This window comes from Pseudarthrobacter sp. J1738, assembly GCF_050490315.1.
GTDB lineage: Bacteria > Actinomycetota > Actinomycetes > Actinomycetales > Micrococcaceae > JBNPEO01.
Map to the genome: position 1 here is coordinate 418,553 of NZ_JBNPEO010000003.1, position 23,154 is coordinate 441,706.

General features: G+C 58.2%; 11 protein-coding genes. All 11 read left to right on the forward strand.

All coding sequences use genetic code 11. The annotated features are described in order from the left end of the window. Positions 1-211 precede the first annotated feature (211 nt). Entirely contained in the window at positions 212-6,346 is a 6,135-nt protein-coding gene (locus tag ACQR35_RS07720; protein WP_430269694.1) for an Ig-like domain-containing protein, read from the forward strand. A gap of 61 nt (positions 6,347-6,407) precedes the next feature. After that, complete coding sequence (locus ACQR35_RS07725; protein WP_430267009.1) at positions 6,408-7,379, forward strand: AAA family ATPase; 972 nt, start codon at positions 6,408-6,410, stop codon at positions 7,377-7,379. A 187-nt stretch (positions 7,380-7,566) separates the two neighbouring features. After that, positions 7,567-8,769: a DUF58 domain-containing protein gene (locus ACQR35_RS07730; RefSeq protein WP_430267041.1), complete on the forward strand. Its 1,203-nt coding sequence runs from the start codon at positions 7,567-7,569 to the stop codon at positions 8,767-8,769. Continuing rightward, on the forward strand, positions 8,766-11,378 hold the full coding sequence (locus ACQR35_RS07735) for a transglutaminaseTgpA domain-containing protein (protein WP_430269695.1): 2,613 nt from the start codon (positions 8,766-8,768) through the stop codon (positions 11,376-11,378). The genes ACQR35_RS07730 and ACQR35_RS07735 overlap by 4 nt, the downstream gene beginning before the upstream one ends. A 188-nt stretch (positions 11,379-11,566) precedes the next feature. Next, entirely contained in the window at positions 11,567-12,919 is a 1,353-nt protein-coding gene (locus tag ACQR35_RS07740) for an RDD family protein (protein WP_430269696.1), read from the forward strand. Next, positions 12,916-13,911 carry a PP2C family protein-serine/threonine phosphatase gene (locus tag ACQR35_RS07745; protein WP_430269697.1) on the forward strand — a complete coding sequence of 332 codons (996 nt, stop codon included), beginning with the start codon at positions 12,916-12,918 and terminating at the stop codon, positions 13,909-13,911. Before ACQR35_RS07740 ends, ACQR35_RS07745 begins: the two co-directional genes overlap by 4 nt. Then, positions 13,898-15,661: an FHA domain-containing protein gene (locus tag ACQR35_RS07750; protein WP_430269698.1), complete on the forward strand. Its 1,764-nt coding sequence runs from the start codon at positions 13,898-13,900 to the stop codon at positions 15,659-15,661. Before ACQR35_RS07745 ends, ACQR35_RS07750 begins: the two co-directional genes overlap by 14 nt. After that, on the forward strand, positions 15,658-17,397 hold the full coding sequence (locus ACQR35_RS07755; RefSeq protein ID WP_430269699.1) for a protein kinase domain-containing protein: 1,740 nt from the start codon (positions 15,658-15,660) through the stop codon (positions 17,395-17,397). The genes ACQR35_RS07750 and ACQR35_RS07755 overlap by 4 nt, the downstream gene beginning before the upstream one ends. Before the next feature lie 67 nt (positions 17,398-17,464). Continuing rightward, the gene (locus ACQR35_RS07760) at positions 17,465-18,169 is read left to right on the forward strand and encodes a hypothetical protein (RefSeq protein ID WP_430267015.1); all 705 of its coding nucleotides are present in this window, start codon (positions 17,465-17,467) and stop codon (positions 18,167-18,169) included. Further along, positions 18,166-22,611 carry an FtsK/SpoIIIE domain-containing protein gene (locus ACQR35_RS07765; RefSeq protein ID WP_430269700.1) on the forward strand — a complete coding sequence of 1,482 codons (4,446 nt, stop codon included), beginning with the start codon at positions 18,166-18,168 and terminating at the stop codon, positions 22,609-22,611. Before ACQR35_RS07760 ends, ACQR35_RS07765 begins: the two co-directional genes overlap by 4 nt. A gap of 227 nt (positions 22,612-22,838) precedes the next feature. Next, on the forward strand, positions 22,839-23,102 hold the full coding sequence (locus tag ACQR35_RS07770; protein ID WP_430267017.1) for a hypothetical protein: 264 nt from the start codon (positions 22,839-22,841) through the stop codon (positions 23,100-23,102). Positions 23,103-23,154 lie beyond the last annotated feature (52 nt).

Genomic DNA, 23,154 nt, shown 5'->3' on the forward strand with positions numbered 1-23,154 from the left:
TAGGCTAAAAACAGCGGATTTACGCTTAGTTTAAGCTTCCACCATTGAATGGATTTTCTTGATGGAGACCCAAACTTCGTGGCATAGTCAGTGAGGCGTGTGTAGCCAATTCCACAAGGAAAGCCCTCGACTAAGGCCCTACGTTACAGGAATCAACGGCTAGACAATGACATAAGGTTGCGCAGGTGGCCGCGAAACAGGGGAAATTGCTGTGACACAAGCGTTCGGCAAACAAGGTGCTAAAACTAGGCGGAACCGAATCATCACCGGTACCGCTTTCACCGGCATTGCTGCGGTACTGGTGGCCGGTGCCATCATCTACCCCGGATTTAAAACCACCGAAGTCGATCTAAACGATGGTGGCGTGTGGGTGACGAGCAAAAGCAAAAACGCCGTGGCTCGTCTGAACTACCCCTCGAAAGCTCTCGACGGCGCGGTTACTCCGGCGAGCACCGAGTTCGATGTAGTTCAAAACGCTTCAAACGTTTTTGTTGACGATGCTGCAGGCGCCACGATCAACCAAATTAGTGCCGCCAACGTGCGCCTTGGCGGAGACAGGAAACTTCCCGGCTCATCCACCGTGAGCTTCGGCCAACAAGTACTCGCTGTTACAGACCAAGCCAAAGGGAAGGTCTGGGCTGCTAGCCCCGCTTCAATCAATGGATTTGACGAAGAGTCTTCTGAACCAGCCTTCACTGGATCCGAAGGACTTGTGACAGCCGTGGGTGGCGACGACCGTATCTACACCGCTGACCCACGAAAGGGCGAGATCACCGCCGTCACCGTTGACGCAGACGGGCGGGCGAGCAAAACAGAGACTTCCTCGGTAGAAGCGCTCAAGGGTGCCGGTGATATTCAGCTGGCCGTAGTGGGGGACAAACCTGTGGTTTTGGACCCGAACAGTGGGAACCTCATTCTTCCAGGCGGCAAAAAGGTCCAGATTCCGGATGCCAAAGACGCTCGTCTGCAGCAGAGCAGCATTGCAGGCGAATACGCTTCCGTTGCCACACCCAAGGCCCTGATTGAAGTTCCTTTGGGCGGGGGAGATTCCAAAACGATCGAATTCGGCGGGCAGGGAATCCCCACGGCACCGGTCCATGTTGACGGTTGCACCCACTCCGCTTGGGCCGGCGCCAACAAATACGTCCGAGACTGCCCTAACGACGCCGATGACCGCACCGTGGATGTACCAAAGGCCAGCGCCTCGCCCAAGTATGAGTTCCGAGTTAACCGCAGCCTTGTAGTCCTCAATGACGTGAACTCAGGCAACGTATGGCTCGTGAACCAGAACATGCTTTTGGTCAACAACTGGGATGAAGTTCTGCCGCCCAAGGACCAGTCCAACGAAGAGGACAACGACTCTGCGGATACTACCGCCAAAAATGTCCTTCCCGACCGCACCAAACCGAACCGCCCGCCCCAGACGAAGCCAGACTCTTATGGTGTGCGCCCCGGCAAAACGGTATTGATGCCCATTTTGGATAATGACACTGATCCAGACGGCGATATTCTCACCGCCTCGGTTGCTGGTGACGGCCCCAAGGTAGGAAAGGTGGAGAGCATTTATGGCGGAACAGGGTTTCAAATTGCCGTCCCCAGCGACGCTCGCCCCGGCACCGAAACTTTTGATTACACAGCCGCCGACGGGCGGAACGGATCAGCAACGGGACGCGTTTCGCTGACGATTGTGGGCCCGAATGAAAACAAACCACCAAAGTTCAAGCGCGACGGTCCCACCACCCTTGTGGTGGAGCAAGGTAAGCAAGTCAGCCAAAACATCTTGACTGACTGGACAGACCCCGACGGCGACGACCTTGTCCTGCTCGACGCGAAGATGGACAACCCCCAAGATCAAGTAAAAGTCCGCAGGGACGGTTTGCTGAGTTACCAAGACTCGGGTGCTACAGCAGGCAAAAAGAACGTAACAGTCCAGATTTGGGATGGGCGGGAAACCACAACGGCTCGTGTGGTGGTGGACGTGCGTCCTCCTGGCGCTCTAGTCCCACTGGTCAATGCTGACCACTTGACGGCCGTGGCTGGGCAAGAGTTAGTGGTCTCGCCGCTCAAGAATGACACTGATCCGAATGGTGGAACCTTGCGCTTGGCCAGTGTTGAAGCCAACTCGCAAGCCGAAATTGGGCCCATCACTGACGGTGGAACATTCACTTTTAAGGCGCGTAATGCCGGTCCGATCTATTTGACGTATATCGCCAGCAATGGTCCGCAGAGCAACGCGGGCCTGATCCGCATTGATGTGGAATCAGGTAAAGACCCGGGTAAACCCGTAGCCGTTCATGATGTTGCGCTCTTGCCGGCGGGCGGGAGCGTGCTGGTAGATCCGCTGGCGAATGATGATGACCCTGCCGGCAGTGTTTTGGTGGTGCAATCCATTACGGTAGATCCAGCCGCCGGAGCTTCGGTGAGCGTGATCAACCATGATGTTTTGCGTGTCACCGATATTCGAGGAGACACGCAGCCCTTCACTTTTAGTTACAAGATTTCAAATGGACATGAATCCGCGGACGGAACAGTCTCAGTTGTTCCGGTTCCCGCACCGAGTGTGCTCGAAGCGCCTGAACCTCGTCCGGACGAAGTTAACGTCAGAGTCAATGACGTGGTTACCATTCCTGTCCTCAACAACGACACCCACCCTCAGGGTGACAAGCTGACGGTGGCTCCAACGCTCACCCAGACGGTCCCCGAAGAAGACGGCAAGGCTTTTGTCTCTGAAGACACGGTCAGGTTCATTGCAGGCTCAACACCGAAAACAGTCCGCGTCATTTACAACGCGGTTGATACCCAGGGGCAAAAGAGCGCTGCTCCAGTGACCATTCACATCCTTCCGCTAGAAGGGCGTGAAAACACGCGCCCTCAACCGCAGAGCCTTACGGCTCGTGTGATGGCAGGCGGAAAGATCAAGATTCCGGTACCCCTGGATGGCATCGATCCTGACGGCGACTCGGTGCAGCTCAGTGGCATTGAATCGGCTCCGAGCATGGGCACAGCCACACTCGGAAGCAACTTTATAGACTTCGTGGCTGCAGGCAACGGTGCCGGAACTGACGTTTTCCAATACAAAGTGGTGGATCGTCAAGGAGCCACCAACACAGGCACTGTCACGGTAGGTATTGCACCGCAACCGGACAACAACCAAAAACCATCTGCAGCGGACGATACTGTTGACGTCCGCCCGGGACGCCAGATTGCCGTTGATGCTTTAGCTAACGATGCTGACCCCGATGGGGACCCGATCGGTGTCCCGAAGAATGGTGTGGACGCTCATCCTGCGCTTCAAGCAAAAGTTAGTGACGTCAGCGGCCGCGTCATTGTTACGGCACCGTCGAAAGAGGGAGCTGTCTCACTGAGATACACGGTGGCCGATTCACGTGGCGCCACCTCTGACGCGGCTATTCGACTCAACGTCAAAAACAACGTCCCGCTTAAAGCACCGATCGCCCGTGACGACCGAGTGACCCAGGCACAGACTTTGGGCAAAACAGCCGTGGACGTTCCTGTGCTGAAAAATGACGAAGACCCTGACGGCGTGGGGGAGAACCTCAAACTGGGTAGCGAGAACAAAAACGCCAAAGTCGGCTCGAACGGCAACATGGTGGTCACTTTGGAACAAGGACCCCAGTTGATCCCGTACACGGTAGAAGACGTTGATGGCCAAAAGGCCACAGCCATTATTTGGGTCCCAGGCGTTGGCCAGCAGCTTCCGGTTCTTGCCAAAAATGATGTTATTGAGCTCAAAGCTGGCGATTCGGTCACTGTTAACCTCAAAGAGTGGGTCAAAGTCCGTGACGGCAAGAGCCCGCGCATCACTCAGGCCGATCGCGTCAAGCTGATTGGAGCTGCTGGAGGCGATCCGATCGCGGGTAACGGCACTGCCATCAAGTACACGGCCGCGAAAGACTACGCCGGCCCAGGTTCCATTAGTTTCGAAGTCACCGATGGCTTCGGCCCGGATGATCCTAATGGGCTGAAGTCAACTCTCACCATCATGACCAAGGTCATCGGGGCGCCGGAGGTAAACCATCCTCCCCGCTTGCTGGGGAGTGCACTTGACGTCCCTGAAGACGGCGAAGCGAGTGTGGACTTGTCCAAACTGGCCACCGACCCGGACAAAGACGACGGCGACAAACTCAAGTACGAATTACTGCCGAACGACGCAAAGGGCTTCAAGGTCAGCTTGGATGGCCGAACTCTAAAAGCGAGCCTTGACGGCGACGTTGAAAATGGGACTTCCGGCACCGTTCAGGTGAAGGTCAGCGATGGGCGGGGCGGAACCGCTACGGCTAGTTACGCAATGACGGCGAAGGTTTCCGCCAAGCCGCTTCCGGTAGCTAACGACGACGTTGAAGCCAACGCCGCCGCCGGTAAACCCGTAAAAGTGATGGTCCTTGCCAACGACAAGAGTTTCTTGCCGGACCCGAGCTTGAAGATCATCTCCGCGAAAGTCGAGACCGGTAGCGGTGGGGCTGTTGCTGAGGGCGATGGTGTGGTGGTGACCCCGGCTCAAAGTTTTACCGGGACCATGATTGTTTCCTACACGATTCAGGACGAAAAGCGTGATCCGTCGCGGCAAGCCACGGCGCGGATTCGCCTTACCGTCAAGGACAAGCCCACCGCACCGGGCACGCCACTGGCCAGCAATATCGGTGACCAGACGGCATTGTTGACTTGGAAGGCATCTGCTGACCGGGGATCACCGGTGAAAAACTACACGGTCAAGGGTGAGGGCGGATACTCACAATCCTGCCCGGCTAACTCCTGCACCCTCAAAGGGCTCACCAATAACGTCAAGTACCACTTCACGGTGATCGCTACCAACGATTTGGGCGATTCTGAACCTTCCGCACCCTCTGCGGAAGTTCGCCCAGACCGTCGTCCTGAGCAGCCCGCGGCACCCACGGCAAAATACGGTGACAAACAGATTTCCGTTGCATGGACGGCCCCTGTTTCTAAGGGCTCTCCTGTATCGAGTTACGAGCTGGAAATCTCTCCGGCAGCGCCAAACGGCATCTCAACACAGCCGAAACTCACTGGCACCAGCTTTGTATGGAAGGGGCTAAAAAACGGGGTTGCTTACAAGTTCCGGGTCCGCGCATCAAACCTGGCACCGGAACCTTCGGAATGGAGCTCATATTCTGCAGCCGAAACTCCAGCCGGACCTCCAATGCGCCCGGAACCGCCGACTGCGCAATCTGCCGGACCGGTGGGCAACGAGAGCCAATTGACCGTGAGCTGGAAGGCGCCCAACAACAACGGTGACGCAGTATCTAGCTACACGCTGAATACGCTCCAAGGCGGGAAAGTTGTTAACACCGTCAAAACCGCTGCAACAAGCCAAAACGTGCGGGTTTCTAACTCGGAAAGTGACTACAGCTTCACCGTGTCCGCCACCAACAAGGCGGGCACCAGTGAAGTCAGTGGTGCCTCCAACCAGGTGCGTGCTGCAGGAAAGCCTGGCCAAGTTAGCGGCGGCACGGTTAAAGCAACAGGATCCAGCGGGCAACTTGCAATCACCTTCACGCCGCTTACTGCGGCGCAGCGCAACGGCTCTACGGCCGGTGAGATTTCATACCGCTGGAACACTAACTACGGTTCAGGGCCTATTCCGGTAGGTGGCGGTACGATCGGCGGGCAGCCTAACGGTACAGATGTCGCAGTGAACATCATTGCGGTTTCTTCCCGGAGCAGCCTCTCTGGAGACGGGAAAAACATCGGTACGGGCAACCCTTACGCACCACCGAACGCACCCAACGTCTCTGGTTCTACGTCCCGGGAAGGCGTTGACCAAGTTGACTTCTCATGGAACAACCCGGCGACGAACGGCCGTCCGCTCAACCACTATGAAGTCAGCTTCGACGCGGGAGACTGGACAAACGTGGGTACGGCCAACAGCAAGTCGTACTCTGGCGGCGGTTGGTCCAAGTCGCACACGCTGAGGGTTCGGGCCGTAACTGTTGTTACCGGGCCAGCGGGTAGCGCGACGTCGACGTCCGGTTCCGATCCGACGCCGCCACCACCGCCACCGAGCAACAAGATTGCTGTCAACGGTGACACCTACAACACCTGTACAGAGCCCAAGGATGGAACTGCATCTGGCTGGAGCGCTGGACCGCCAAAACGTTGCTATGGTGTCGCCAGCCCAGGTGGACCAGGAGCACCCTACCCGTGGTTCAGCACCAGTGACGGCTCTGCACCAGTGGACCGATGCCAATCGTTTAACGGAAGGCCTTGGTACCACATCACTGGACCAGCTGACAGCGGCAAGGGTCTTGGCGGTCGTTGGGCACGTGCCGACACTGTGCACGTGGTAAGCGGCAACGTGCGCTGTTGACCTGACGTTTTTGACCTGAATTGAATATGATCTCTCGCACCAACAATGAAGGGCATTCCAAATGACAATGACCACTGAGCAGGCCACCTGGTTTGCCGGAACTTTTGACAAGCTGGTTGGCAACGTTGGTCAGGCCGTGCTGGGCAAATCCCATGTAGTTCGTCTCACCTTTATGGCCATGCTTGCCGAAGGGCACGTGCTTTTTGAAGACGCACCTGGCACAGGTAAAACCATGCTGGCTCGAGCCATGGCCGCCACGGTGCAGGGCTCGCATAACCGTATCCAGTTCACCCCGGACCTCTTGCCCTCGGATGTCACTGGTGTCACTATCTACGATCAGAAGACCCAGAAGTTTGAGTTCCACAAGGGCCCGATCTTCAACAACATTGTTCTGGCCGATGAGATTAACCGTGCATCGCCGAAGACACAGTCGGCGCTGCTTGAAGTGATGGAAGAGTCTCGCGTGACGGTGGATGGTGTCACCTATGAGGCTGGGCGGCCTTTCACTGTGCTCGCTACCCAGAACCCCATTGAGCAGGCCGGTACCTACCGTCTTCCGGAAGCCCAACTGGACCGCTTTTTGATCAAAACCTCCATCGGCTACCCGGACCACGCTTCTACCGTTCAGCTCTTGGGCGGCGCCACCGTGAAGGACCGTTCCAAAGAACTCTCGCCGGTTATCACCACCGCCGCCATCGCGGACATGGCTGATCTGGCCGCGACCAACCACGTGGACAACGCAGTTCTTGAGTACATTTCACGCTTGTGCGAAGAAACCCGCAGCGCACCGGAAACCCGCTTGGGCGTTTCTGTACGTGGCGCCTTGGCAATGGTTCGTGCAGCTAAAGTGTGGGCCGCTGCCCAAGGCCGAAACTTTGTTCTGCCGGATGACATCAAGGAACTTGCAGGTGTGGTGTGGACCCACCGTTTTGTGATGGACCCGGAGGCAGAATTCTCCGGAGCCACGCCAGAAGCAGTCCTGAACCGAGTGCTAAACGACGTTGCAGCACCGCAACAGCGCAGCAACGTCTAGACAACTCGCACGGTTCGGCGGCGCCATTCTTCGCGCCCTAGAAAAGGTCTCTGAAATGCCCAGCAAGAATAATGTGCTCGCCGTGGCGGGGGAATGGATTAAAAAGCCCTTCCACCGCGACAGACGCAGGACAAAGCTTCACCCAAAGTCGCTGTGGAAGGTCGCTGGCGGCGCCGCCGGGGAGGCTATGGAACCAGCTGTCAAAGCTACCACTGACTTCTCAAAGAGGTACCTAGCACCGGTGTTCGGCGTGATTAGCCCGCTGGGCTGGCTAGTCTTAGGAGCAGCTGTTCTCTTGGGCGTTTTTGGCAGCATTTTTGGCTGGCAGGAAGCCAAAACCGCAGCCGTTCTCGCCGTCGTTCTTTTGCTCATTGCGATCGCTTTTATTGTGGGCCGTTCCTCCTACGGAGTGTTGTTGGATCTGGCTCGCACTCGCGTAGCCGTTGGCGACAACGCAGTTGGAAGCATTCAAGTCTCCAACACCTCCCAACGTCCGCTCCTGCCGGCAGCGCTTGAACTGCCAGTGGGACGCGCCACCGCGATCTTCCATCTGCCGCGGATGCGCCCCGGCCAGATCCACGAAGACCTCTTTACTATCCCCACAGCACGCCGTGCTGTGATTGTGGTGGGGCCCGTGCGTTCGGTACGAGCTGACCCGTTTAACCTCTTGCGCCGTCAAGTCTTGTGGACCGAACCTCAGGACCTTTTTGTTCACCCCAAAACGGTGGCTCTGGGAAGTTCAGCAGCTGGCTTCATTCGCGACCTTGAAGGAATGCCCACCACGGATCTTTCTAGCGCGGACGTGTCTTTCCACGCGCTGCGCGAGTACGTGCCCGGGGATGACAGACGCCATATTCACTGGAAAACAACTGCACGAACCAACAAACTGATGGTTCGCCAGTTCGAGGAAACTCGCCGCGCGCACCTCGCCATTGCCTTGTCTATCAACACTGACGAATACGAGTCAGAGGCCGAATTTGAACTCGCCATCTCCGCAGCGGCATCTATTGGTCGCCAGGCCATCGTTGAACAACGCGAGTTGGACGTTTTGACCCAAAAGGGACCACTGCGCTGTGAGACCGGCCGAAACCTTCTTGATGATGCCACCAAGATCATGGGTGCCCCCTCACGCAAGACAGCCGTTGACTTGGCCCGAACAATGGCCGATTCAGTCCCCAACGCCTCGGTGACGTTTTTTGTGGTTGGCAGCCACGTCACACCTTCCCAATTGCGATCCTGCGCAGCATCGGTGGCGCCGGGAGTGCGTGCTTTGGCCGTCCGTATTCAAAGCGGGGCGGCCCCCGCTCGAGCCAACATTGCGGATCTAACCGTGGTGACATTGGGCAGCCTGGATGACTTGGCCATTGTTCTCAGAAAGGCAGCAGCATGAGCCTGGCTGTGACACCATCACCCTTTAAAGACGGCCGTCCGGCGTGGCATCTCGGCGTGGACATTGCAGCACTCGTGGCCCTGCTGGGAATTGGCCTGCTCGGATTTAGCTTGAGCTTCGGTGGCGACCCTCGCTACCTTGTAGCCGGTTTTGGCGGGGTGGTTCTCGGCCTAGGCATCGCCTTGGCTAGTGTCCACTTCCGGCTCGGCGCGCTGATTACGGCAGCCATCACCTTGGGTGCGTACTTGCTCTTTGGCACCGCACTGGCTGTGCCGGATGCGGCGATTGCCGGCGTCGTACCCTCGTTTGAGTCCTTGCGGACCCTGTTACTCGGTGTGGTCTTCTCATGGAAGGACATGCTCACCGTTGGTGTTCCAGTAGGGACAGCTGGTGGCATGTTGGTTGTTCCGTTCCTCTCGGCGATGCTTTGTTCGCTGGCCGCGGGGCTATTGACGTGGCGGTTACGGAGCCCGTTCTGGCTCTTGCTGCCGGTATTGGTGCTATTTGTTACAGGCATTGCGTTTAGCACCAGCGCCAGTTTCCTGAACGTTGAACGTGGGCTGGGACTTGCCTTGGTGGGCATTACGTGGGCGACGTTCCGCCGGGACACACTGCGAAGTAATGACACCCGTGCGGTGTCAGCCAACCGGCCAGAGGCCGACGCCGGAGCCCAGCGCCGCGGCAAGCTTCGCCGCATGGGGATGGGCGCAGCAGTGCTCGCCGGGGCGGTACTGATCACCACTGTGACAGCACCGGTGCTTACAGCAGCGGACAACCGCGAAGTACTGCGCGACACTGTGGTGCCACCCTTTGACCCGCGCGACTACATCACCCCACTCGCCTCATTCCGGAATTACGTTAAAGACCACAAAGACGACACCCTTTTTGAAGTCACAGGCCTGCCCAAGGATGGCCGTTTGCGCCTCGCAGCTTTGGACGCTTTCAACGGCAGTGTTTACAACATGGACCCCAACGGCTCGGGCAACTTCGCCAAGGTGGGGGACTCGCGTTCAATCAACACCCTGGCCGGTGACTCTTCGGCGCTCCCCACAACCGACTACAGTCTGGATGTAAAAGTTCAGGACTACCAGGGGTACTTTGTTCCCGGTGGCACCAAAACCACTGGAATCGAATTCCCCAGCGATGCATCCGGGGCCGGCGAGAGCTTGTTCTTTAACTCCGGGACTGACACAACGCTGAGTAAAACTGGCTTGTCCAAAGGCGACGAATATAAAGTCCAGGTCTCCCAGCCGGTTGCGCTCGAACACGGTCAGATGACGCAATACGGTTTCGCGTCCATCACCATGCCTGAAATAGCTGAAGTGCCTCCTGTGGTCGGTCAGCTAGCCAACGACATCGCGGCAGATGCACCAACAGCAATTGAACGTGTCCGCCAGCTCGAAGCCCACTTCCGGACCAAGGGAGCGTTCAGCAACGGGCTGGTTTCTGAAGGGCAACTACCCAGCCTGTCCGGCCACGGCGCGGCCCGCATCAAGAGCTTGCTCAGCGGAAAACAAATGCTGGGTGATGACGAACAATACGCAGTGGCCATGGCCCTGATGGCCCGCCAGCTAGGTATCCCGGCCCGTGTGGTGATGGGTTTCTACCCGGACCCCAAAACACCTGAAAACGGTGCACACACGGTCTCCCTCAAGGGGAAAGACGTCCACTCATGGGTTGAAGTTGCCTTTGACAAGGTGGGATGGGTGGCTTTTGATCCCACACCGCCCAAGGACAACGTGCCGATCCCGCCGGACCCCGAAAACAAGTCAAAGCCCAAGCCACAAGTGCTGCAACCGCCACCTCCGCCACAGGAGCCGGCCGAACTTCCAGCAGACTCTTCACCCGATGCGCTCGACGCAGATCAGAAGAAGAACGATCCATGGTTGTTCTGGGGAGCTTTGTTGTCAGCGATTGGTATCGCAGCAATCCCGATCGCCATCCTGGCTATCCCACTGATCCTGATCGCGCTGCTCAAATCGCGCCGGCGTAAGCGTCGCTTTGCCACCGGTGATCCTGCCCAGCGTGTGGGTGGAGGCTGGAGCGAAATCCTCAGCCTCGCAACTGACCTTGGTGCCACATTGAATCCACGCGCAACTCGGCGTGAAGCCGCCATGGTGGTGGGGGAGTCATTCCCCAAGAGCCAAGGAACCACCACGATGCTCGCCAACCGTGCAGATGCCGCAATTTTCGGGGCAGGGCAACCGGATGAGCAGGAGGTTAGCGGGTACTGGTCACATGTGGATCAGTCGATCAAAGAAATGACTGGCGAGTTGGGTTTCTGGCAGCGTCAGCGGGCCAAGTTCTCGCCGCGCTCGCTGCTGGCCGACGCTCGGGCAGCAATGGGCTCGCGCTCAGGGCGTTCCAAAGGTTCGGCTGTTGTAGGTGACGCCGGATCTGGTGCCGCAGGTTCGGCTCGCGCCAGGACTGCTCCTAGCGGCAGCGGCAATACGAACGCCAGCGAGAACACAAGTGCCAGCGGCCATGCCAACTCCAACGCCTCGCCCGCTTCTACCGGTGGCGAGAGCGCCGGAAATCTATCCGGACAAGATGTCAGCGAAGAAACGATTGTGCGAAGCGAACTCAGAAGGGATCGTGACCGACGATGAGCGCAATGACGGAACGATGCCAAAGCTGCCAGCAGGAGCTGCGGCCAGGTGCGTCATTTTGTTTATCCTGCGGTGCTGCTCTGGCTAACCGATCCGCCAGGATTCAACGGAACGTAGACTCGGATCAGCGCGGCTTGATGGGCCGGGGTTCTGCACAGAGCACACAGAATCCCGGTAGTATCCCGGTAATGTCTTCGGCTGCTGCTGGAGTCAATGACCATGGACAAGGGGGAGCTTCCGGCGCGATGGCTGAACAGGACCTGGCAAATGCCGCAGCCTCCAAGCGGCTTGGTGCTAAAGCCTTGGATTGGGCTGGCCCCGTAATAGTGCTTGGCTTGGCCTTTGGCATTGGTATCAACTCGATCACCAGTACCTCAGCTGGTGGGTTTATCACCTACGACACCTCCTTATTGGTGCTACTTGGGTCCATCGGGATCGGCCTGACGCTGGCATACATCGTGTTCCAATGCATCTGGGAATCTGGTACTGGCAAGACCGTGGGCAATTCCATTTTGGGCTTGCGCACCACTGAATTTGAGGGCTATGCCCCGGGCGGCGGGCCGGTGTTTGTGCGCGGCGTCATTATGGGTGCCGGTGCGATTCTTGGTGTTATTGCAGTGGTCTTGAGCATAGTTTTTCAATGGTTCTCCATCGTGTTGTGGGTGGTAATCGGTACTGCAGTTATTGCAGCGGCGTGGGGAATCCTGACAGCAGTCTCGAACGCGTGGGATAGCAACGGAAAACGCCAAGGCTGGCATGACAAGGCCGCGAAATCCTTGGTTTTTGATGTTAAAGCCGGCCGTAACCCGGTAAACAGTGGTGGGATCGCAGGCCATTACAGCTTTGCTCCCTTGGACCTGCCTGCCGTGCGCGAGGTTAACTCACCGGTACCAATGGCCCAGAATCAGGGCGCGCATAACTCCGGCGTACAGATCTCTGGCGCCCAAGATTCAGGAGTCCAGAGCGCAGCACGGGTCATTGACGCGCAACAACAAAGTGTCCACAACCCCAACCAATGGCAACCACCGGCGTTTATGCCGCCTGCCCCGCCGCAGACTGCTCAACAACCAGCAGCCCAACAGGATTTCGCTCCTCAAGGTTTCCAGCAGCAGGCTTCACCTCAGCCAGGCTTCGCCCCAATTGCACCAGCCCACCCGGACGATGACCTTGACCGAACCCGGATGAAGAGCGCGCCAGCACCCGTGGCAGGCGGCGTCGTTTATATTCGGCTCGACGACGGTAGGGAGCTGAGCCTCAACGGTTCGGCCCTGATGGGTCGAAACCCGGCAAGCTACGACGGCGAGACAGTGGACCAGCTTGTGGCGGTACCGGATCCGGGGCGCTCTATTTCAAAAACTCATCTGCACTTGCGGGTCGAAGCCAACGGGCTATGGGTGACGGACCGAAACTCAACCAACGGTAGTGGCGTCCAGCAGGCTGACGGCTCCAACATCGAGCTCACGGCTGGTCAACCATTTTTTGTTGTTGCAGGTTCGACCGTGACGTTCGGGGACCGCAGTTTTCAGCTAGGACAATCATGACTTCACAGCCAGACGCGGCAACACCCTCGCCCACCACGGAACAGCGCCATCCACAACTCCGTCTGACCTGTGGTTATGGCACGGACCGAGGGTTGCGTCGGGAACTCAACGAGGATTCGTTTGTTGCCGCAGATCCACTCTTCGCTGTAGCCGACGGAATGGGTGGCCATGAGGCCGGCGAGGTGGCTAGCGGTATGTGTGTGCGCGCTCTTGCTAGCTCCGACATGTTGACGGCGGGCCACCGAAACGCCACCGCCGCAGAGCTCCAGGAAGTAATCCTGCAGGCCGACGCCGAAATTCGCGAAGCCACGGGGGCCCGAGCCGGAACTACCCTCACCGGTGTGGTGGTAGTAGAACAAATGGGCATCCCTTACTGGCTTGTGATGAACATCGGTGATTCTCGGACGTACCGGTTGAGCCAAGGCGAATTCGCCCAAATCAGTGTTGACCACTCTGAGGTTCAGGAACTCGTTGATGCCGGCGACATTACGGCGCAACAAGCGTCGGTGCACCCTCGTCGGCACGTGGTGACCCGCGCGGTGGGGACAGGCGACGAAACTGAAGCTGATTTCTGGCTGCTGCCCATCGATGAGGGCGATCGGATTATGGTCTGTTCAGACGGGCTTAATGGCGAGGTTTCGGATGATCACATGTTCCGCATTCTGAGCACTATTGGCCACCCCCAAGACGCTGTGGATGCCCTGATTCAAGCGGCGCTGCGCAATGGTGGACGCGATAACGTGACGGTGGTGGTAGTTGACGCCAAGGATGTGCTCAACGAGTCAAACGTCAGCACCACCGCCCCGCGTCACCGCCCCAATGATGACGACGAAGATACACTTCCGCGCAACGAGGTGGTGGATCTACACGCCTTAATGGGCGGCGACCGCGAGTTCGAGACCGGTCCATTGGAAAACGATCCAACTATGACCGAAAGCTCGACGACGGAAGCAGCAGCTGAGCCGAAGGATGAGAATAATGGTCAGCAGTAGCTACACCACGGGTCAGTGGTTTGCGATGGTGCGCGAGGGCCACGTAGTGCTGCTTGGTCCGAACACTGAGCCGAACATCATTGGCCAGATTTGGGAGCTGCTGGGCACGGCCCCCGAGGTTCATCAGATTCTTAATGGCGTCACGAGTAGTTTTGGCCGCGAACTCACCAGCATCCCGTCCTTCGCGATAGTTGATTTCCGTGACTCCTTGAGGGTTTTTCTGCGCGGGGAGATTGACCTCAGTGTCAGGCTCGAATCCGGCAGTGTTGAGCTCTCCGGGCGGGAAGTTACTACGTGGAGCGAACGGTGGCTAGCTCAGCCGATTTCCTTTGAGCTCAAGCCTCAAGCGGATTCTCAGGTGCCCGGTTCGGCGTCTCAGCTTGGCTACCTGCCACTGACCTTGCCACTGATAGAAGGTGTAGTTCGGCTTGCCGGGCTGAGCGTCACGGTACGCGTTGATGATGCTGCCACAACGGCATCTTCCCAAACTGCCGAAACTGATGAGTCTGCAAAGCTTGGCCTCACAGTTGTCCCTACAGGTCTCGATGAGGACGACGCTGAGCTCGAGGAAGCCGGGCCTAACGAGGCTGGACGGGAGGAAGGTGAACCCGAAGTAGCCGTCGGGGTTCACGATCAGGACCAGGGCATTGACGATGTCGCAGGGGAGTCTGAAACTACGGGGGAAACCCAGATCCCAAGCACTCCGAGCTATGAACTCACCAGTTCCTATGATCACTTGTGGGAAAAAACTGTGGTTCGAAGTGTTGAAGAAGCCGCCGTTCGGCTTGATCCCGAGGCCGAGGAAGCCATCGCCACCGAAAGTGTTGAGGGTCAGGCCGAAGAGAATCTAAAGCCGACGGGTTCGCCTGACCGGCAAGCACCGGACCAGGAAGCACCGGCCCAGGAAGCAGCGCCGCAGGAAGCAGCGCCGCAGGAAGCCGCGGTTCAGGTGCCGCCTGCGTCAGCGCACCCAGTACCTGCACCGCCTGCGGCCCCTCCGGTGGCTTCGGCGCCAAGCTCGGGGTTGATAGATTCCGTTCCATGGCTCCGCTCCAGCGCGCAGAACCCGGCCCAGGCTCCTCAAAATCTGGCGCCTCAAAATCTGGCTCCTCAATTACCGGCATACCCTGCACCGTCTCACGAATCCTTTCCGGCATTTGGCGGCCCTGCACCGGAAGATTCTGCTGACCCTGACCATGACGGTCAGACGATTATGAAAAGCGATCTCCAAAAAGACGCTCCCGAGCCCCAGCCGAGCCACCCAGCACCTAGCCAAGCCGCAACATCGAATGGCCCCTTGGTTCTGGCACGAGTGTGCACCAACGGGCATGCGAACCCGCCCACGAACTCACGTTGCGCCATCTGCTCTGCAACTTTGGCTGCTGACGCTGTACAGGTGAGCCGCCCGTCCCTGGGCAAGGTGCGGGTGTCCACTGGTGAACTCATTGAATTGGACCAGTCCTTGGTGATTGGCCGCCAACCGTCCGTCTCCCGGGTTCAGAGCGGTACCATGCCACGGCTGATTCAGGTGGCCAGCCCCAGCGGTGATATCTCCCGTTCACACGCAGAGGTTCGCCTAGAAGGCTGGCACGTGATGCTGTGTGACCTCAAAGCCACCAACGGCACCGTATTGATCCGTGAAGGGCAGCCACCGCGCAGGTTGGGCCAAGGCGAAATGGCCATTGTGCTTGACGGCGATATTGCTGAACTAGGCGACAATGTTTCACTGCGTTTCGAGGAAATTCTGTGAGTTTAAAACGTCCGGCAGCACCACCCCCAGCAATTGCCGGATACCAGTTCATTTCAGTGCTGGGATCCGGCGGGTTCTCCGATGTGTACCTCTACCAACAGGACCGCCCGCGTAGAAAAGTAGCCGTCAAGGTTCTGCTCTCAGACCTCAAAACTGAGGGTGCTCGGCGCCGTTTTGAGTTTGAGGCGAACCTGATGGCGCAATTGTCCTCGCACCCTTACATCGTGACCATTTACGAAGCTGAAGTCACTGATGAGGGTCATTCCTATTTGGCGATGGAGTACTGCTCGCGGCCAAGTCTGGATGTCCGCTACCGGCGTCAGCGCTTTAGCGTGGATGAGGTTTTGGCAGTCGGAATTCAGGTGTCCTCTGCGGTGGAAACTGCTCACCGTGCTGGCATTGCGCACCGCGACATCAAACCAGCCAACATTCTGGTCACCGATTACAACCGGCCAGCGCTGACGGACTTTGGAATTTCCGGAACTCTCGGTGCTGATCAGGATGACGACGCCGGCATGTCCATTCCATGGTCGCCTCCAGAACAGTTTGTGGATGGCCCGGTTGATGGCGTTCAGGTGGATGTGTGGGCTTTGGGTGCCACCCTTTACACACTTTTGGCTGGGCGTTCTCCGTTCGTTTTGCCTGGCGCCGATAACTCCCAGGGGCAGTTGATTTCCCGGATTAGCACCGCGCCGGTGCCACGCTTGGGCCGAGCTGACGTTCCCGAGTCCCTCGAGCTTGCGCTTGCCACTGCCATGGCCAAAAACCCGGCGTCGCGGTACAGCTCGGCTCACGCTTTTGCATTGGCGTTGCAGCGCATTCAGGCCGAGCTGAATCTCTCCGTGACCCCTTTTGAGGTTTTGGAAGAAGCTTCCCAAGAGGAGCAGCACCCGGACGACGGCTTTGAGGAAACTCGGGTCCGTTCTATCGCTTCGATCGATCCGGATGCTGGGAACAGTTCACGGACCTTTCCTGCCCGCATTCAAGGACCGCAAGCGCCCACCGAGTCCAACACTGCGCCGGGCAAAGAAAGCGATGACTGGTCCCAGCGCACCATGCTCCGGGGGAGCGTGGGCGCTCAGACTCCACCATCGCAATCGAGCTACGAGCTCCAAGGACAGCCGGGGCAAGCGGCGTCTCCCGACGCGACTGCACCGGCAACAAGTTTCCGTAGCTCGGCCTTCAACCAGACTCCACCGGGCAGCCGCGAAGACCTGGGACCCGAGGTCGAGGCCACCATGGCCCGGCCAGCGCCCACAACTCAGCCAGCTGAAGTCACCGAAATTGACGAAGCTCAGCTCTTACGAACCCGCAAGCGCAACCGTTGGTTAGCGATCATTAGCGCAGCCGTGTTGGTCATCGCTGTGGTGGTAGGGATAGTGCTCGGTTCCACGGCTCCAGCACCAAAGGCTCAGCCAAATGAAACCGTGTCCAAACCACCGGCGGACCCGCTGGACAATGCCACAGTTCCTGACGTTGCTGGGCTTAAGGGTGCGCCAGCAGCCGGCGGAAAAGTGCTGTTCACTTGGAAGAACCCGGCCCCAAAAAACGGTGACGTCTTCAAATGGCGCACACTCACGGCAACCGGCGCTGGCGAATACGCGAACGTCAAAACGCCATCCATCACCGTTAAAGCCAATCCCGGCGCGCCAACCTGCATCCAGGTGATCATTGTCCGCACCGATGGCCAAGGTTCGCCAGAGGGGGATGACTCAAAAAAATGCTACCCACAGTAGGGCCAGCACAATCCGCCGCTACAACAATTGACGAATCGCAGCACCGGCTTTTGAGGAGGCAGTAAAAATGGGGGATCTAGCAATAGATTTTTGCGGCGAGTGGTACGAACCATCTGACGAGGACGTTTTTGAGATTGGCCGTGAAGGCGATCTAGAGGTTGACGACAACCCATACCTGCACCGGCGTTTTCTGCAGATCGCCCGCTACGACGGCATTTGGTGGCTCAGCAACGTTGGCAGCATGATTTCCGCCACCGTAGCCGATGGCTCCGGTGGAATGCAGGCCTGGCTCTCGCCGGGTGCGCGCATTCCTCTCGTTTTCAGCCACACCAACGTCATCTTCACCGCTGGACCCACCACCTATGAATTCGCGGTTCACGTCAAAACACCGTCCTTCCGGCAGGAAGCTCGAGACGACGACAGTGCGGGGGACACCACCATTGGTCCCGTGGTGTTTACCGATTCTCAAAAGGCACTCATTGTTGCCCTCGCCGAGCCAATGCTGCGCCGTGAAGGCACAGGGTTTAGCGCCATTCCGTCCTCGGCCGAGGCGGCCAAACGCCTCGGCTGGGCCCTGACACGGTTCAACCGAAAACTGGACAATGTCTGCGACAAACTTGACCGGGTTGGTGTGGTGGGGCTGCGTGGTGGTGGCGGAAAACTGGCCACCAACCGTCGTGCACGGCTCGTGGAACATTCAGTGACATCGCACTTGGTGACCAGCGATGACCTTTACTTGATCGATAAAATGAGGGGAATCGACGCCGAATGAAAATCCGGTTGACACTTCGGCGCGGAGCCGAGGAAACCAAGGACCTGGCCGTCACGGTTGACGGTCTGGCTACTGTCGCGGACATCGCCAGAGAACTATGGGCGGCTGACCCAAGCCGCAGAGGTACCCCGGCGCCGTCGAACTTATCCCTCACCATTGACGAGGCCTTCGTGGCCGGGGGAATGCGCGGACTCGTATTGGATCCGAAGGTCAACCTACTTGAATCCGGGCTGCGGCCAGGTTCGGTGGTGTCACTCACCCAAGTCAGTGACAAGTTCGCCCTCCCCGGCCGCAACCGCGGCCCCGCAGCCGCCACCTTGCGAGTTTTGACCGGGCCAGACGCCGGCAAGGAGTTTTCCTTGCCCAGCGGTACCAGTTACATCGGCCGCGACCGGGACGTAGACGTCCTACTCACTGACCCACTCAGTTCCAAACGGCACGCGCGCATTACCGTGGGCGACACAGTCGAAATTGTGGACACCAACTCCGCCAACGGATTGTTGATGGACGGCTTGCCCGTCACACGAGCCACCCTCAACTCCTCAGACACTGTGACCATTGGAGATTCGACTATTTCCGTGGTCACGCTCGGCAGCAACCCCGCCGCGGCACCGAACTCACCGCTCGTGGATTTTAACCGTTCCCCGCGCGTGGTCCCTCGATTCCCGGTCCGCAAACGAGTCCCGCCTCAGGGCCCCAAGCGCCAAGAGAACCAACCCTTTCCTTTTATCATGTTGGTGGTGCCGCTCATTATGGGCGCCGTGCTGTTCTCCGTGACACAAAACCTGCTCACCGTGGTGTTTATGGCCATGATGCCGCTGTTTATTGTGGGCCACTACGTTGACCACAAGATGCAAACCAAACGCGAGCACAAGCACCAGCTCAAAACGTTCCGGGAAGCCATGACGGCATTCCGGGAAGACCTCACCGAGCAGCAACACATTGAGCGTTCCGTGCGTTTGCAAGAGGCGCCAGCCGTGTCGGACACTGTGGACTCGATCTACAAACTTGGACCGCTCTTGTGGACACACCGTCCTGAACACCGCGGTTTCCTTGGTTTCCGCTTTGGATTGGGAACTGTTCCCTCGCGTGTGGTTTTTGACGAGGCTCAAGGTAATGAGACCGAACCGATTTACATGAAAGAAGTGCAGGACTGCATCAAACAGTTCTCCATGATCGAAGGTGTGCCGGTGGTTTCGCAGCTGCGCACGGCCGGTGCAATTGGCATTGCTGGTGCTCGCGGACTGGTGGACGGCGTTGCCCGCGGCATTGTGCTCCAAGCAGTCGGTCTACACTCGCCGGCCGAAGTGGTGGTGACGGCTTTGACCTCCGCACAATCCAGGGAACGGTGGAACTGGCTCCAATGGTTGCCTCACGTTGGTTCGGGCCACAGCCCTCTCAGCGGTGATCACTTGGCCGCCGGTTCGGCCGCCGGCTCAAGTTTGATCGCCCGGATTGAAGACCTGTTGGACCAGCGCGAAGCCGGTGCTAAAGAACCTCGCCCGCTGATGCGTGGGGAGCTAGCGAACGAGAACGGCGATCAACCGCCTGCCGTTTTGCCCACCGTGCTACTGATCGTTGAGGATGATGCCCCAGTAGACCGTGGTCGCCTCACCCGCGTTGTAGAACGGGGCGCGGACTCAGGCGTTCACGTCCTCTGGATCGCCTCCAACGTCCAACAACTTCCCGCCGCTTGCCGTGACTTTATGGTGGTCGACGGCGATAACGGCACCACCACCGGGCAAGTCCGTCTGGGCCGGCACACCTACCCGGTGAGCTGTGAAACCTTGGACACGGAATTGGCTGGACAACTGGCCAGGATGCTCTCCCCAGTAGTAGACGTTGGAAAGCCTGTGGCCGATGATTCGGACCTACCACGGGCAGTGTCCTACGCGACCTTGATTGGTAAGGACTTCCTCGACAACCCTGAAGCGGTTGCCGAACGCTGGACGGAAAACAACTCGGTTCATGCCACGGCCCGGCCCAACCGTAAGGACAACGGAAGCCTGCGTGCATTGGTTGGTTCCAAAGGTGTGGAACCGATGTACTTGGACCTCAAAAATGAGGGCCCGCACGCCTTGGTAGGTGGAACCACCGGTGCGGGTAAGTCCGAGTTCTTGCAGTCTTGGGTGATGGGTATGGCTGCCGCTTACAGCCCAGACCGAGTGAGCTTCCTCTTTGTAGATTACAAGGGTGGTGCTGCCTTCGCCGACTGCCTTCACTTGCCACACACAGTGGGCCTTGTCACCGATTTGTCCCCGCACCTAGTTCGCCGTGCACTGACTTCATTGCGCGCTGAATTGCACTACCGCGAGCACTTGCTCAACCGTAAAAAGGCTAAAGATCTTCTGGCCATGCAGCGAGAAGCTGACCCAGATGCTCCTCCGTACCTCATCATCATTGTTGATGAGTTCGCTGCCCTGGCCACGGAAGTCCCTGAATTTGTGGATGGCGTGGTGGACGTTGCTGCACGTGGCCGTTCATTGGGACTACACCTGATCTTGGCTACTCAGCGGCCCAACGGTGTGATCAAGGACAGCTTGCGCGCCAACACCAACCTTCGAGTGGCCTTGCGTATGGCTGACGAAGACGACGCCACTGACATTCTGGGAACCCCGATCGCTGCATACTTCGATCCCTCCATCCCAGGCCGTGGTGCGGCCAAGACAGGGCCAGGCAGGGTGCAAGGATTCCAGACTGGTTACGCCGGTGGCTGGACTACAGAGAAGCCACAACGGCCCCGCATTGACATCGTTGAGATGGCCTTTGGTTCTGGACCCACGTGGGAAGCGGAACTACCGGAAACGCCAGTCAAGGAAGAACCTGCTGGCCCCAACGACATCGCTCGGATGACTGAGAACATCGTTAAGGCGGCAGATTTTTTGGCCATTGAGCCGCCACGTAAGCCGTGGCTTAATGAACTTGCCACCACCTACGACTTCTCCAAGTTGCCAAACCCACGTACTGATGAACGTCTTCTTTTAGGTGTTGCGGATGACCCCGCCCATCAGGATCAGCCCACTGTATTTTATGAACCTGACCGGGACGGCAATATGGCCATCTATGGTACTGGAGGCTCTGGAAAGTCTGCCGCTTTGCGGGGGATCGCCATTGCCGCGGCGATTACCCCGCGTGGTGGCCCGGCACAGGTCTATGGCATCGACTATGGATCTTCGGGTCTAAAAATGCTCGAAGAGCTCCCACACGTTGGTGAGATCTTGAATGGTGACGATGAAGAGCGAGTGGGGCGTCTCTTGCGAATGCTGCGGGACATTGTTGACGACCGTTCCGATCGTTTCTCTGAAGTCCGCGCGTCCACCATTGTTGAATACCGCAAACTGGCTCAGCGACCCGAGGAAAAGCGCATCTTCCTCTTGGTTGACGGTATGTCAGCATTCCGCGAAACCTATGAATACAGCCGGTTGTCCACGCTGTGGGACATGTTCTTGCAGATCGCCACGGATGGCCGTCCCTTAGGTATTCACCTCATTGTTTCCGGTGACCGGCCCAACTCTGTGCCGGCGTCGCTCTTGGCATCTATCCAACGCCGACTGGTGTTGCGGCTGTCCTCCGAGGACGACTACCTGACCATGGATGTGGCCAAAGATGTGCTGTCCTCGGCTTCGCCGCCCGGGCGAGGAATTTTGGCCGGGATGGAAGTGCAGCTTGCGGTGCTGGGAGGTAACTCCAACTTGGCGCTTCAGGCACGCGAAGTACACAAGCTTAGCGAGGCAATGCTGCGTCAAGGCGTAGATCATGCCCCGAGTATTGAGCGCTTGCCTGAGTCTGTGGACTTGGACATTTTGCCCATAGGCGCGCTGGACCAGCCAGTTATTGGTGTGGACAACGAGACGCTGCTGCCCGCCGAGATTTTGGCCAAGGGGCCGCTGCTAGTGGCCGGTCCACCGGCTGCTGGACGTACCGTGGCCCTCGTGACCATGGCGTATGCGCTGCACCGGTCCAACCCGGCAACCGAGCTCATTTACATTGGATCTCGCCGCTCGTCCGTGGCCGGGCTCAAGGTGTGGAACAAGGTCTATGTGGGGCCAGATCAGCTCGATGAGGCTATTGAGGAGCTCATCGATTACTCCTCGGAAAACCCGGGCAAGCTGGCGATCTTCATCGAGGGCCTCACCGAGTTCACCGATTCTGTGGCCGAGCCGGGCCTTGAGCGGTTGATTTCCACCTCGCTCAAATCCGAGCAATGGGTGGTGGGTGAATCGGAGACCTCAACCTGGTCGCAGGCATGGTCCTTGGCTCAACCCTTCAAGTCCGGCCGACGTGGTTTGCTGCTGAACCCTGGCGACATCGAAGGCGACAGCCTGGTCAACACGTCCCTAGGGAAGGTCAGCTCCGACTTCATTCCGGGCCGAGGCTACATTGTTGGCCGCGGAAAGGTACGCAAGATCCAAGTGGCGCTGCCACCAGAAAACCGCGGCTAACTCATCCAACTGACTTGCAATTTTGGCTGTTCCCAGAGCTGGGTGGGACCACAATTTCGGGTCAGTTGGGTGATGGGTTGTTGTGTATGGGTAGTGGTTCCCATCGACAGTGTGTGGGGCTGTGGGTAGGTTTTAGGTAATGGTTCTTCCGGAAATCGCCGGGAACCGTATGTGGGGGATACCGGCAGAAAAAGTTCGGTTCCGCAGATGATGAAGGAGTAAATGTTATGGCTATTTGGGGTGCAGATATTGCTCAGCTCAAGACTCTCGGTACGAAGCTGCAGGCTGGCTCGACGGCGATCACTGAGCAGAAGACCACGTTGACTAAGATCCTTGGTTCCACCGACTGGAAGGGCCCGGACGCTGACCGTTTCCGTAACGAATGGTCCTCACACCACGTACCGTCTTTGGCTAAGGTAGCCGAGGCTCTGCGTGAAGCTGGCCAGAAGGCAACCAAGAACGCTTCCGAGCAGGAGCAAGCTTCCCACTAAGTTCCACAGTGGGCGTAGGGCCCGGACCGTCAACACGACGATCCGGGCCCTA